General features: G+C 63.4%; 13 protein-coding genes, 1 tRNA gene and 1 pseudogene. 9 read left to right on the top strand and 6 right to left on the bottom strand.

Features of this window, described 5'->3' with window-relative positions; all coding sequences use genetic code 11:
* The first annotated feature begins 31 nt into the window (after window positions 1-31).
* From AB0L63_RS31365 to AB0L63_RS31385, 5 genes are all read left to right on the top strand, one after another.
* Entirely contained in the window at window positions 32-910 is an 879-nt protein-coding gene (locus AB0L63_RS31365) for a pseudouridine synthase (RefSeq protein ID WP_364508342.1), read from the top strand.
* A gap of 32 nt (window positions 911-942) precedes the next feature.
* Entirely contained in the window at window positions 943-1653 is a 711-nt protein-coding gene (gene cmk, locus AB0L63_RS31370; protein WP_364508463.1) for a (d)CMP kinase, read from the top strand.
* A 73-nt stretch (window positions 1654-1726) separates the two neighbouring features.
* On the top strand, window positions 1727-3142 hold the full coding sequence (gene der / locus AB0L63_RS31375) for a ribosome biogenesis GTPase Der (protein ID WP_364508345.1): 1416 nt from the start codon (window positions 1727-1729) through the stop codon (window positions 3140-3142).
* A 231-nt stretch (window positions 3143-3373) separates the two neighbouring features.
* Window positions 3374-3685, top strand: coding sequence for a metalloregulator ArsR/SmtB family transcription factor (locus AB0L63_RS31380; protein WP_364508348.1), 312 nt, complete (start codon window positions 3374-3376; stop codon window positions 3683-3685).
* A gap of 17 nt (window positions 3686-3702) precedes the next feature.
* The gene (locus tag AB0L63_RS31385; RefSeq protein ID WP_364508351.1) at window positions 3703-4704 is read left to right on the top strand and encodes an LLM class flavin-dependent oxidoreductase; all 1002 of its coding nucleotides are present in this window, start codon (window positions 3703-3705) and stop codon (window positions 4702-4704) included.
* Here the strand turns inward: AB0L63_RS31385 and AB0L63_RS31390 are convergent.
* Complete coding sequence (locus AB0L63_RS31390) at window positions 4701-5222, bottom strand: hypothetical protein (RefSeq protein WP_364508353.1); 522 nt, start codon at window positions 5220-5222, stop codon at window positions 4701-4703. The two genes, AB0L63_RS31385 and AB0L63_RS31390, sit on opposite strands and share 4 nt — an antisense overlap.
* Window positions 5223-5333: 111 nt before the next feature.
* Between AB0L63_RS31390 and AB0L63_RS31395 the strand changes: the two genes are divergently transcribed.
* Together AB0L63_RS31395 and AB0L63_RS31400 are read left to right on the top strand one after the other, a co-directional pair.
* Window positions 5334-6086: an acyl-ACP thioesterase domain-containing protein gene (locus AB0L63_RS31395; RefSeq protein ID WP_364508355.1), complete on the top strand. Its 753-nt coding sequence runs from the start codon at window positions 5334-5336 to the stop codon at window positions 6084-6086.
* A 92-nt stretch (window positions 6087-6178) separates the two neighbouring features.
* Window positions 6179-6252: transfer RNA gene (locus tag AB0L63_RS31400), tRNA-Pro, on the top strand.
* Window positions 6253-6350: 98 nt separating this feature from the next.
* On the opposite strand, the gene AB0L63_RS31405 is transcribed toward AB0L63_RS31400, so the two are convergent.
* The 4 genes and pseudogenes from AB0L63_RS31405 to AB0L63_RS31420 form a co-directional block, all read right to left on the bottom strand.
* On the bottom strand, window positions 6351-7604 hold the full coding sequence (locus tag AB0L63_RS31405) for a hypothetical protein (protein ID WP_364508358.1): 1254 nt from the start codon (window positions 7602-7604) through the stop codon (window positions 6351-6353).
* Window positions 7605-7936: 332 nt separating this feature from the next.
* On the bottom strand, window positions 7937-8122 hold the full coding sequence (locus tag AB0L63_RS31410) for a helix-turn-helix domain-containing protein (protein WP_364508361.1): 186 nt from the start codon (window positions 8120-8122) through the stop codon (window positions 7937-7939).
* Window positions 8123-8558: 436 nt separating this feature from the next.
* Window positions 8559-9504, bottom strand: a pseudogene (locus AB0L63_RS31415) (IS3 family transposase); the annotation flags it as partial.
* A gap of 85 nt (window positions 9505-9589) precedes the next feature.
* Window positions 9590-10483, bottom strand: coding sequence for a helix-turn-helix domain-containing protein (locus AB0L63_RS31420; protein ID WP_364508364.1), 894 nt, complete (start codon window positions 10481-10483; stop codon window positions 9590-9592).
* Window positions 10484-10570: 87 nt separating this feature from the next.
* Here AB0L63_RS31420 and AB0L63_RS31425 point away from each other — a divergent pair, with 87 nt between their 5' ends.
* On the top strand, window positions 10571-11332 hold the full coding sequence (locus AB0L63_RS31425) for a helix-turn-helix transcriptional regulator (RefSeq protein ID WP_364508366.1): 762 nt from the start codon (window positions 10571-10573) through the stop codon (window positions 11330-11332).
* Window positions 11333-11517: 185 nt separating this feature from the next.
* Here the strand turns inward: AB0L63_RS31425 and AB0L63_RS31430 are convergent, their stop codons facing one another.
* Window positions 11518-12495, bottom strand: coding sequence for an MBL fold metallo-hydrolase (locus AB0L63_RS31430; protein ID WP_364508368.1), 978 nt, complete (start codon window positions 12493-12495; stop codon window positions 11518-11520).
* A gap of 400 nt (window positions 12496-12895) precedes the next feature.
* On the opposite strand from AB0L63_RS31430, the gene AB0L63_RS31435 reads away from it, so the two are divergent.
* Window positions 12896-13039 (top strand): hypothetical protein, encoded by a 144-nt coding sequence (locus tag AB0L63_RS31435; RefSeq protein WP_364508370.1) that lies wholly within the window; start codon window positions 12896-12898, stop codon window positions 13037-13039.
* Window positions 13040-13091 lie beyond the last annotated feature (52 nt).

The following is a 13091-nucleotide window of genomic DNA, read 5'->3' on the forward strand; positions in this document are numbered from 1 at the left end:
CAATCCGTCGCGCCGCACGACGTCGGCAGCGATGTCCGCGCCCGTCGGTAAGAAGGCCAAGAATGCGAAGCCGCAGAAGAAGGTCGTCGCCGCCCCGCTGCTGAGCAACGCCAAGCCCGCCCGGAAACAGCACGTCGACCAGCCCGCCGAGGGCGGCCACGAGAAGCTGCCGTGGGGCGAGGGCGAGCGACTGCAGAAGGTGCTCGCCAAGGCCGGTGTCGCCTCGCGCCGTGCCGCCGAGGAGATGATCGCCCAGGGCCGGGTCGAGGTCGACGGCGCCATTGTCACCGAGCAGGGCCTGCGGATCGATCCGCAGCATGCCGTGGTCCGTGTGGACGGCACCCGCGTGATGGTGCGCGAGGAGCTGGTCCACATCGCGCTGAACAAGCCCAAGGGTTGGCAGTCCACGATGTCCGACGATCTGGGCCGCCCGTGCGTCGGCGATATCGTCGCCGAACGCATCGCGGCCGGTCAGCGCCTCTTCCACGTCGGCAGGCTGGATGCCGACACCGAGGGGCTGTTGCTGCTCACCAATGACGGCGACCTCGCGCATCGGCTCATGCATCCGTCGTTCCAGGTGCCCAAGACCTATCTGGCGACGGTGAACGGTGAGGTCCACAAGTCGGTCGGCAAGCGTCTGCGCGACGGCGTCGAACTCGACGACGGTCCGGCCAAGGTCGACAAGTTCCAGGTGCTCGAGCTGGGCGAGGGACGTTCGCTGGTCAAGATCGTGTTGCACGAAGGACGCAAGCACATCGTGCGCCGACTGCTCGACGCGGTCGGCCATCCGGTGACCCGGTTGGTGCGCACCAATATCGGTCCGGTCGCGCTGGGCGACCAGCGGCCCGGCACGCTACGTGTGATCGGCCGCGATGAAGTCGGCAAACTTTACGAGGCGGTGTCGTTGTGAACGGTGTAGAGATTCCCGTGGATGTCCCTGCGATGGTAGAGGGCAGCACACCGCTGGTCGTTGCCATGGACGGGCCTTCGGGTACCGGCAAGTCCAGTGTGTCGCGGCGGCTGGCCACCCGAATCGACGCCAGCTACCTGGACACCGGCGCGATGTACCGCGTCGCGACGCTGCGGGTGCTGCGTGCCGGTGTCGAGCTGACCGATTCGGCAGCGATCGGCGCGGCGGTGAAGGAGCTGCCGCTGACCATCGGCACCGATCCCAGCCGGGAGCTGATCCTGCTCGACGGTGAGGACGTCTCCTCGGAGATCCGCGGCAATGCCGTCACCAAGGCGGTGTCCGCGGTGTCCGCCGTGGCCGAGGTGCGCGAGCTGCTCGTCGCCCTGCAGCGTGAAATCGCTTTCGCCGCACAGCGAATCGTGGTCGAGGGGCGCGATATCGGCACCGTCGTGCTGCCGGATGCCGACGCCAAGATCTACCTCACCGCCTCCGCCGAGGCCCGCGCGCAGCGGCGTAACCAACAGAACATCGCCGAAGGCCGCGGCGACGACTACGAGGGTGTACTCGCCGACGTGCAGCGTCGCGACACCCTCGACTCCACTCGCACGGTGTCCCCACTGCGTCCGGCCGACGACGCGGTGCAGGTCGATACCAGCGAACTGAATATGGATGAGGTCATCGACGAGCTGTATCGCGTTGTGGTGCGGCAGGTTTCGATCGGCCGGACAGGTAGGACAGCGTGAGCGAGCATAGCGAACGAACCACAGACACAGCAGTGTCACTCGCGCCGAAGCCGAGCGCAAGCGAGGCGCAGTCATGAGTGAAGACGTGCTCGCGGGGGATGGGGTCTGGAGTGACGAATCCGATTGGGAGATAGCCGATCTCGACGGTGAGTTCGGCGAGGACGAGCACCTCGCGATGCCGACGGTGGCGGTCGTCGGCCGTCCGAATGTCGGCAAATCGACCCTGGTGAATCGGATCCTCGGTCGTCGTGAAGCCGTTGTCGAGGACATTCCCGGCGTGACCCGCGACCGCATCTCCTATGAGGCGAACTGGGCGGGTCGCCGTTTCCTCGTGCAGGACACCGGTGGCTGGGAGCCCGACGCCAAGGGCCTGCAGCAGTCGGTCGCCCGCCAGGCCGAACTGGCCATGGTGACCGCCGACGCGATCCTGCTCGTGGTCGATGCCGTGGTCGGTGCGACGGCCACCGATGAGGCCGCGGTGAAGAAGCTGCGCCGCTCCAAGATTCCGGTGATTTTGGTCGCCAATAAGGTCGACGACGAACGCGTCGAGTCCGAGGCCGCCGCGCTGTGGTCGCTCGGTCTCGGCGAGCCGCGTATGGTCAGCGCCGCGCACGGCCGCGGCACCGGTGACCTGCTCGACGATGTCCTGGAAGTCCTGCCGGAAACTCCGCGGGAGGGCACCGGCGGGACCGGCCCGCGCCGGGTCGCGCTGGTCGGCAAGCCCAACGTCGGCAAGTCCAGCCTGCTCAACAAGCTCTCCGGTGATGAGCGTTCGGTTGTACACGATGTGGCGGGCACGACCGTCGACCCGGTCGATTCGCTGGTCGAATTGGGCGGCAAGATCTGGAAATTTGTCGATACCGCGGGTCTGCGCCGCAAGGTCTCCCATGCCAGCGGCATGGAGTTCTACGCGTCGCTGCGCACTAAGGCGGCGCTGGAGGCCTCCGAGGTCGCGATCATGCTGATCGATGCCTCCGAACCGATCACCGAACAGGACCTGCGAGTGATCAGCATGGTCGCGGATTCCGGTCGCGCGCTGGTGCTGGCCTTCAACAAGTGGGATCTGGTCGATGAGGATCGTCGCCTGCAACTCGACAAGGAAATCGACCGGGATATGGTCCGGGTGCCGTGGGCACAGCGCGTCAATATCTCCGCGCATACCGGCCGCGCCGTCCAAAAGCTGGTTCCCGCAATGGAAACCGCACTGGAATCCTGGGACAAGCGCATTCCCACCGGTCGGCTGAACAACTGGCTCAAGGAAGTCATCGCCGCGACACCGCCGCCGATGCGCGGTGGCCGGCTGCCGCGCGTCCTGTTCGCCACGCAGGCAACCACCCGGCCGCCGACATTCGTTCTCTTCACGACGGGGTTCCTGGAGGCGGGCTACCGCCGGTTCCTGGAGCGGCGCCTGCGTGAGGAGTTCGGCTTCGACGGTTCTCCGGTTCGTATCTCGGTTCGCGTGCGTGAGAAGCGGGAACGCAAGAAGTAGCTCCTTGGAACGGACGTCGTTGCGTGGCAACGGCGTCCGTTCCCGTCTTCGTTGCGTAGCGGCATGGGCGTTTCGTTGAGTGTCCGGGCTGCGCTGGCCGCCACGCTCGAAACCGCTCCGATCATTCGTGCCGTCAAACGCGCGGGCTCGCTGCTCCTCGAGCGTTCGGCGGCGTGTGCTGCGTCACGATGCCGATTCGCCGCATCCGGCGTAAGTTCGTTAATTAGCGAAATGCCGAAGGAGGTGGATGTGCTCGACGAGTGCAAAGCATTGGCGAATGAGACCCGCTTGCGCATCCTGGCGTGGCTCAAGGATCCGGATGCGAACTTCCCGGAACGGGGCGATGACACCGCCGAGCTCGGGGTGTGCGTCGGTCTCATCCAGCAGAAGGCCGGGACCTCGGCCTCGACCATATCCGCGCACCTCGCGATCCTGCAGCGCGCCGGATTCCTCAGCGCCACCCGACGCGGCCAGTGGACCTACTACCGCCGTAACGAAGCCCGCATCCGGGCCTTCGCCGAAGAACTCCACCGCGTTCTCTGAGCTACGAAGGAAGTTTCATGCCCACCGCATTGTCGATCCTCGACTTGGCGTCGATCGCACCCGGCTGCACCGCACGCGACAGCTTCGAAAACAGCGTCGCGCTGGCCAAGGCCGCCGAGCGCAGCGGCTACCGACGCGTCTGGTACGCCGAACACCACAACATGGGCGCGATCGCGTCGAGCGCCACCAGTGTTCTCATCGGTCACGTCGCGGCGCAGACGGAGACCATTCGACTCGGGGCGGGCGGCATCATGCTGCCCAACCACTCACCGCTGGTGATCGCGGAGCAGTTCGGCACCCTGGAGACGCTGTTCCCCGGACGGATCGACCTCGGACTCGGCCGCGCACCCGGCAGTGACCAGAAGACCATGTTCGCGCTGCGCCGCAATCCGGCCTCGGCGGACTCGTTTCCGGAGGATGTACTGGAGCTGCAGGGCTATCTATCGGGCAACTCGCGAGTGCCCGGTGTGCAGGCCGTGCCGCGCGCGGAAAGCATTGTGCCGCTTTATATTCTGGGTTCGTCATTGTTCGGCGCGCAGCTCGCCGCGCAGCTCGGCCTGCCGTATGCCTTCGCATCCCACTTCGCGCCGGACGCGCTGCATCAGGCGGTCGCCGTCTACCGCGACAAGTTCCGGCCGTCGGAGCAACTGGCCGAGCCGTATGTCATGGCGGGCCTCAACGTGTTCGCGGCCGAGGACCACGATGCCGCGGTGGCGCAGAAGACGATCGCCTACCGTGCTCGCGCGCGAGCCATGATTCGGCGTAGCGCTGCGGGCACCGACTTCACCGATGCGGAGATCGATGCATTCCTCGCCTCGCCGAACGGCAGCCAGCTCACTGCGATGACCCGATACACCGCAGTCGGCACACCCGCCGAAGTCCGTTCGTACCTGGCGGATTTCGCGGGTTCCATCGAAGCGGACGAACTCATCGTCGCCCACCACGCCACCGAAATCGATGATCGACTCCGGTCCGTCGAACTCACCGGTGGCCTCATCGCCGAGCCGGTAGCTCCCTAGCTCACCGAGCCGCCGACTATCAGGTTCGCGGTGATGGTGCCGTCGGCCTCCTTGTTGCCGTAGATGACGACCGCCGCACCGATCGTCACCTCCGACACGCTGCGGGCGGCGAGGACAAGCACCTGGGTACCAGGGGTGACATGAACCTTCGTCGTGGCACCCAAAATCCCTTGCACCGCAACGGTTTTGCCATCGTTGGCGGTGACCTTTCCGATGGTCAGCCCACGATTGACCTGGACCGCGTTCGCCGGGACGGCCGCCGCCGATCCGCCGGTCGCCGAATCTCGGGCCGGTGCCGAACCCAGCGGCGCGAAGAAGAGGTAGACCACCAACGCAAGCAGGACCGCGAAGCTGGTGCCGATGAGCACGCCGAGGTCGGGATGGTGCTGCCCTCGCCTCGACGGAAGTGTGATGGCGGTGAGTACAACCGGGTCGATGGCCAGCTCCGCGTCGCCGCTGGACTCCTTACTCGGGAGGGCCTTGGGCTGGTTCGACCACGGCGTGGCCGGGGGACTCATAACTTCAACGTTATTTAACGGAGTGTGCATAGCTATCGCCAATGGCGGGAGCACTTCGATGTGAGCGGGTCGGAGCGCGGCCAAGGGGGCGGGACCTGGCATTATCCGTGCATGGACATTCCCAGCGTGCTGCCGGAACGCCCAACCGTCGGGACCCCGTTCGAGACCGGCTGGCCGGTCCGCCTCGCCGATACCGACCGGGATCAGCGTCTGCGTCTCGACGCTATCGCCCGCTATCTGCAGGACATCGGCTTCGAACACCTCGAGGCTGTCGAGGACGGTGATAGCCACCGTGGCTGGGTGGTCCGCCGCACCGTCATCGACATTCTCGAACCCGTCGAATTTGCCGAGCACCTCACCCTGCGCCGCTGGTGCTCGGCCCTGTCCAACCGCTGGTGCAATATGCGCGTGCAGATCTGCGGCAGCAAGGGCGGATTGGTCGAAACCGAGGGATTCCTCATCCATTTCGGCACCGAATCGGGCGTCCCCGCCCGCATGAGCGACCGCTTCATGGCGCCGATGCTCGCCAGCACCACCGAACACCGTCTGCGCTGGAAAGCCGCACTCACCGACCCACTACCCACCGGTCCCGACGTCGAGGAATTGCCTTTCCCCTTGCGTGTCGCCGATATCGACTGGCTCGACCACGTCAACAATGCTGTCTACCTCAGCGCCCTGGAAGAGCTTCTCGCCACCCACGCCGACCTCACCGCCGGCCCCCATCGCGCCGTCATCGAGTACACCAAACCGTTGACCGCAGGCGAGCAGGTCCGCGTGATCGGCCGCCGCACCGGCAACACCCTCGACGCTTGGTTCGCCGTAGGCGACGACCCCCGAGCCGCGGCCCGGGTCACCCCGCGCTGACTTCCACCCCATCAGTCACACCGATAACCAGGCGATTCGGCGTCTGGCCACCCGCTGAGGTAATCTTTTCCAGCGCCCGAAACCGGGCGCATCGGGATGTGGCGCAGCTTGGTAGCGCACCTGACTGGGGGTCAGGTGGTCGCAGGTTCAAATCCTGTCATCCCGACAAAGAAACCCCTTCCGACCTGGGTCGGGAGGGGTTTTCTGATGTCCGGGTCGGGCTTGGATTTGAGCTGATCGCATCAAAATGTCAGATTTTGGAGCTCATTCGCCTCGTGCCCACCGCTCGAGGACGTCCCGATTGTCGGGAACGGTCTCGGGGATGTCGATGTAGTGGCCCTTGGCCACCGCGGTGGTGTTGCCCAGCTGGCGGGCCGCTCGTTCCGGGTCGCCGTACTCGCGATCGACCTCGGTGGCGGCACCCTTGCGAAAGGTGCGTGGAGTGATCCATGCGAAGGTTTCGCCGCGGGCGGCACGCCAGGTCCTGCCGAAGTTGTTCGGATTGCGCACCGTCCCGACCCGGGACGGGAACAGCAATCCCATCGAGTTCGGCTGCCCTGAGGTCTTCAGGTATTCGATGGCCTCGCGGATCGACTCGACGGTGTGTGGCGGTAACAGGATTCGACGCCATCCGTTTTCGGTCTTCGGAGCGGGCTTGCGGACCCATCCGCCGGTGCCTTTGCCCTTCTCCTCGACCAGAGTTCCGGTGACGTCCAGATACGGGTCGGGGGCATCGAGATCGATATCGTCGAGTAGCAGCGCGAATACCTCGTGCGGGCGCATGCCTGTCCCGGTGATCACGTCGATCACCCATACCACTGCCCAGTCCCGTGCGGGCCCGGTCGTGTACGCCGGGGTACCGGGAATCGCTTCGCCTCTAGCCCACGCTCGAACCTGGGCACGAAAAGCTGGCAACGCCTGCTGGTCTTGGACCTTTCCGCGGGCTTGCTTCTTGCGCCTCGTGAACGGGCCGACACCGTCGATCGGGTTCGTATCGACTGCACCGTGGCGGACGGCTATCTGCATCATCGCGCGCAGCACGATCTTGTGCTGTTTGGCTTTGCGGCGCAAACCCAAACTCACAAGCCGTTTGAGGTGCCGGTCCAATTCTCCGGCGGTCGCTTGCCAGACCTGAAGGTTGCCCAGAGAATTCTCGATCTTGATCGTCTTCGGGTCCGCCCGCTTGTCCTTCGATACGTAGATTTCGCGGCGGTAGTCCTCGATGTTTCCTTCGGTGTGGGCGTCATCACCCTCCAGTTCGACGAGGAGTTCGGCGGCCAGATCGATCAGCTTGGTGGTGCGAGTGACGCGCCGAGATCCGAGCTGTTCCCGGTGATCGCGCATCGCTTCGGCGAGCCTGTTGCGCGCCTCGTCGGCGCTGGCGCCCATCCGTTGCAACTGTGTACGCCCCGCGGCCCCGTAGAAGTATACGGTGGTGCGCCAGCGTCCGTTCTTCTGTTTCTTCGGCTTCGTCGGTGTGCCGAAGGTTCCCACGGGCTTGGGAAGTCTGCCGCCCAATTCTGCTTTCTCCCTTCGGTACTCGGTATGTGGATTCTGGGGCGCTGCGCGATGTCGAGTCGTAGACCTAGGCGGCCCTTTCAGGTGCTCGGTGGAGTGCGTGAGATGGTTTCGTCGGACCGGTTGATCGGCCGAGGTGGGTAGCGATGCGCAGCGACGACGAGTCTCGAAGATCGGAAACTCGGTTTCAAGATCAGAAAGTTTGCTAACTAATAGCCTCGAATTGGCAATGCTCTGCCGGGTTGCTCGGATTCGGTGACGACTCCATCAGCGACAACGGACATCCGGACGACGGCTCGCCTTATGTTGGTGCGCAGCAGCACGGCAGCCGGTTACGTCTTGTCCAGTTGTTCTTGCTCCCAGGCGAGCAGATCGCTCAGCCGATAGCGTCGGTACCGTCCCATTCGTGCGAATTGAGGACCGCGTCCAGCGCTCGCCCAGGCGGCAAGGGTCTTCTTCGGAATCTTCAGACGTTCGGCGACATCGTCTGTGCTGAGCCAGACCACTTCACCGCTCATGGGGATCTCCATGCGAAACCGCCACACTGCACTGGCTGTCGATGTGTTCGACGCCGAGGGCGCGGTGGGCTGAACAGAAATGTGCTACGGGCTGATTTGCGTCTCGGCGGCGCGGGGGGCCAGATGACTTCACCCCGGGTCGGTGCGCAGCTGCGTGTGCAACGACGAAACTGGCTGGCAGTCCATGGCAAGTTAGCGAAGTGGTGCCGAGCGGTTGGCGGGGCCAACTGACAGCGATATGCCCTCGCTTGGAATTCCTTCCCCCGAACATAGACAGGGCTGTGGTGATTGGTGGCAGAGCTGCGCTGGAAGAGCTAATGGGGAGTGGATGCATGGGTTACTCATTTCTAACCCGTCCGCCGATTCATCCCTGAACTCCATGAAACCTCAAATCCAACATTTACGCCACCGACGTTGCATCGACGGACGGCTTTCATTGCGACCCGGCATCCGAATGATGGATTGTGCTGTCGGACAACGGATGGCACGTGCCCGCCGCTGACGATTGTGCGGATCGCGGATTCGACGAAACTGGTGTGCTTGGACGTCGAGAATTCCCCGCCGAGAATTCTCCCGGCGTAGGCATCGATCAGGAACGCGGTGTAGACAAACATCCCAGTCGTCAACCGAACACAGGTGAAGTAGGCGGCCAGGAGCCGGTTCGGCGCCGTGACCCGGAACTGACGGTCGATGTGACCCGGAACTGACGGTCGATCAGATCCGGTGCCCGCTGCGCCGCTGGATCGGCACCGCCGTGCGCACGTTTCTGGCTCGGATGGCTCACTTCCAGCCGTTGACGTGCATCAGCAGCTCCACCGTGGAGCGAGCCACCGAAATCCCTTGGCGGCGAAGATGAGCCCACATCTTCAACGACCCATACAACGACTCCGGCCGACGCCGCCCATGGGCGGCGGGCTCGTAACAGAGGGCCAGGATCTCGGTCACCGCCGCGTCCCACAGGGACTGTTTCGACGGTGCCCGCTTGTTTCACGCGTCGAATGTTCTCGGGGCGATCTTGACTCCGTGTGCGGACAGCGCACGACAGATCGGTGCGACCCCGAACCGAGCCCGATTCTCGGCGATGAACCGGCAGATCACCTCTGTTTCGGGTGGCTTCCCGAACGAAGAATGACGTTGCCGCCTTGAGGATTTCGATCGTCTTCTCTAACTCGGCGCTCTTACGCCCCAACACGCGAGTCTCCCCGCGCCGCCGCCGTCGAGACACCCTCGGACTCGCCGTCGTCCACCGCGGCCTGGCGAACCCACTTGCACAACGTCTCCGGAGCCGTCCCCATCCAGCACGCGATCGTGGTGATCGCCGCCCACTCCGAGGCGTGATCGTCCCGGTGCTCGCGAACCAGACGAACCGCCCTCGCCTTCATTGCGTCGACTACGTCGGCACGATGTCGACCTTCTCAATCAGGGAGGTAGGCATCAAACCCGGGACGGTTCACCTCTTTGTTGAGTTCAACGGTCAGCCGGGTTGGAGCCGGAGTAGGGCTTGCGGATTGCGGTGATGAGTAGGACATTCTGGGCTTGGGTTGCGTCGGCGATGCTGAGTCGGTAGGAGGCGAACTCGCGGGTCATGGGGTCGCGTCGGTGTATCAGGTCGTTGGTGTCGCGGCCGTAGGCGACGTCGATTCCGCAATTCCACAGGCGCTGGAACTCCTTGTTGGGGCGCAGCTGGCGAATCAGATCGTGTGCTTGCCGGCTGCCGCGGTAGCGTCCGAGGACTGCTTTGATGGTGGCCACGGAATGAGCGGCTTCGTGGTGCCATTGGACTAGGACTGTTTGTGCGATCGGGCTGAACAGCCATCTCGGGATGCAGTCGGTTTCGTCCAGGCCGGGCAGGAGTGATCGAAACGATTCGTTACAGGCCAGTACATTCCACATTGGATCCACAGCGGCCGCGAGCACTCTTCGTTCCTCGAGGTCTTGGATGTGGGTCGTGAGTCCGATGTTGCCGCTCACGCACTGGCGCAGCTTCTCTACTGGCGCGAGAACCTCGGCGGGAGTGCGTAGTTCGCGTATGTGACGCGCTTGCATCGGAGTCAGTCCGTATCCGGCGATGATCGCTTCGAGTGTCTCGATGGAGGGAGTGCGGTCGCCGCGTTCGATTTGGCTGAGATACGAGGGACTTATTCCGTGCCGTTCGTAGGCGGTGATGCGAGACAGTTCGAGGTGATCGCGTATCGTTCGCAAGGTTGTCTGCAGGGTCGGGATGTGTTGTTGCGGAGGGCATCTGGGCTTGTCGCGTTTGGAGTGTCCTGGGCTTCGGTTCACGGGCAGCTCCTCGAGAGTCTGATATTTTCCCTCGTGGGGTGGGTTGGGATAGGCTGAGTGGTTCGTTCTGAGGTTCATGGACCGAGTCTTGAGAACTGGTCCTCAACCGTCAAGATCACCACGGGGACAACGTGTCCGGAGCAATACCACACGGGGGAGATGGACTTGGAAGAGATCACCACGGATGTCGGGCGATGGTTGCGAGCGCGGCGCCTGCAGATCGGGTTGGATCGACCCGAAGATCTCGGGAGCTTGGTCGGTCTGAGTGCTGATCAGATCAAGAAGGTCGAGAACGGCACACGCTCGTTGAGTATCGAGTCTTTCGAAGCCATCATTGGGGCGTTGGCTCTGCCGGTGTGGTGGGGGCGGACGATCCTGGCGTTGACGCGAACCAACCTTATTCCTGCACACCTTGGTGCAGGTGCGCCATTGTTGCGCCGCGATCTGCGGATCCTGGAAGCCTATCCCGGGCCGGCATGCATTCAGGAAGTACCGCTGTTCAGGGTGAAGGCCGCAAATAGTAAGTACCTCAAGGCATTTCCTGGCCTAGTGCCTGGGCGAAACATCATCGAGTGGATGGTGAACGAGCCCGTTGCCCGTCGGGTCTTGGCGAATTGGCGGTTCGAGACGCACTTGATGGCACAGGGACTCAAGCTGATGTCACCGACGATCGTGCCACAGCGTGAGGTTGACGCTGTCGTCGATGCTTGTCGGGATGCGCCCGAATGGGACGACTTCTGGAATTCTGAACTGCCGAAAAGCCTGGCGACGCCGGAGCGATCTCTAGAGTACTCCGTGATCAGGGATGCGGATACCGGTGATGAGTACCCGATGTGGGTGTCCATCGATGCCAGCGAGCTGCCGTTCAGGCCTTGGTGGGTCTACCACCTGACCCCGGTCGACGGCCCGCTCGCTGCGGCGTCGTAGCGCTGCCGCGACCCTCATACAGTTGTGTTCGTACCCACCAGAAGTGGACATTCGAAGGCGCTGGTGGAGTGGCGAGATCCGGTAAGAGCTCGCCACTCCATAGAGGCCTGAGCCCAGTGACCGGGGTAGTACGTTGGCCAGGCGAGCTCGATCCGCGATCGAACTGTGCGTCCGCTCCGGCGGTGTCAGGGGCGTGCGGTACGCAATTGCTCGAACTCGGTGGCACAGTGCGATGAGAACACTGTCACTGTGGTTGGGTGATCGCGAACGAGATCCCGCAGCCGCTGCTGGTTGTCGATCCGTCGCTGCCGTTGAGTGTCGACAGACCATTGGAATACGCGGGCCCCCAACGGCATCGAGGGCTTATTTGCCATCTGGCCGTGGTAGGTATAGGCGTCTCCGGCGTGTAACAACCAACCGTCTCCGGTATTGAGTGCAACCCCGACATGCCCGCGTGTATGTCCTGCCAGCGGAATCATGAGTATCTCCTCTGGCAGGCCGCGTAGCTGGCGCACCGCGTGGAAACCGAGCCAGTGGTCGTCACTGCTGTCTGACTCGTCGTAGGTGCTCCACTTGGGTCCGTGCTCGAATTGCGCTGGTCGGTATCGCGTTCGCTGGCGACGATCGTACGGCTCCGCCACGGCATCGAGTTCAGCCTGATACACATGGACGGTTGCCTCGGGGAAGTCCGCAAGACCTCCTGCATGGTCCAAGTCCAAATGCGTCACGATGATGTCGCGAACATCGGTGCGTGAGAACCCCAGTGCCTCTACCTGTTTGGCGATGGGGTGGTCGAGAAGTGGGTTGGTGCGATGCAGCAACTTCTGGCCCACCCAACGGTCCGGTTGAAGGATGGCCTGCTCCCCATAGCCGGTGTCCACCAGGGCCAATCCTGCGGCATGCTCGATCAACAAACAGTGACATGCTCCCACTGCCTGACGTAGAACGCCCGGTCGGCCGTCGAGCAAGCGGCCGCCGAAAGGTCGGGTACCGCCAGCGTCCAGATGATGGACACGCATAGGTCTGCTCCTATCCACGTTGCCGACCAACCAGTCGCCGTATACGTCGCGAATGGCCCCCGGCCACATTTGGATGTCGCCCAAACCTACACCAAAACGCAAGTGCTCAAGCGCAAGTGGCTTTCGATCGGCTGCGTTTGACACCGAGGTGTGGCGGTGCTGCCCTCAGGGGGAGGGGCAGCGGTTCTGTCGCGAACTCGGCACCCCCATCGGTCGCCGCGTCGGCGCGAACCAGGCGGAAGGACTCCCCGGATGGCCGTTCAATACGGCCCTGAGCCGTGCCGAGCAACCAGCACGTTCTCTGTGTCGCATGCCAAATCGCCGGTAGTTACGAACCTGCCCGCCAACGTGACTCGGCGCGGCTGATAGACCATCGTGCCGAAAGCGCTAGTCGGGCCGTCGCGTCCAGAATGCGTTTACGCTCGCTGCGTAAAACATTCGGAAAACAGCCTGCATGGCAGTCGGATTGCGATTGCATGCTGCGTGCGTTAACGCAATATAGGCGCATTCTAACCCTGGCTTTTCCTGTCGTTCAGAGCTTTTGATGAATACGCAACTTCACATCGCTGAAAGGAAAATGATGGATCCCTACGTGATAATGGGTTGGGTGAACACCGGTCTGTCGATGCTGTCCAACGGTCTTTCAGTGGCAGCCCAGGCGCTTGCGCTCATTCTGCCCTTCATCTGACGCGATTCTGCCTGAGAAGCGGTCTCCCAGAGGTGGATTCGCCTCTGGGGGC

It is taken from the genome of Nocardia sp. NPDC051990 (genome assembly GCF_040680755.1).
Lineage (GTDB): Bacteria > Actinomycetota > Actinomycetes > Mycobacteriales > Mycobacteriaceae > Nocardia.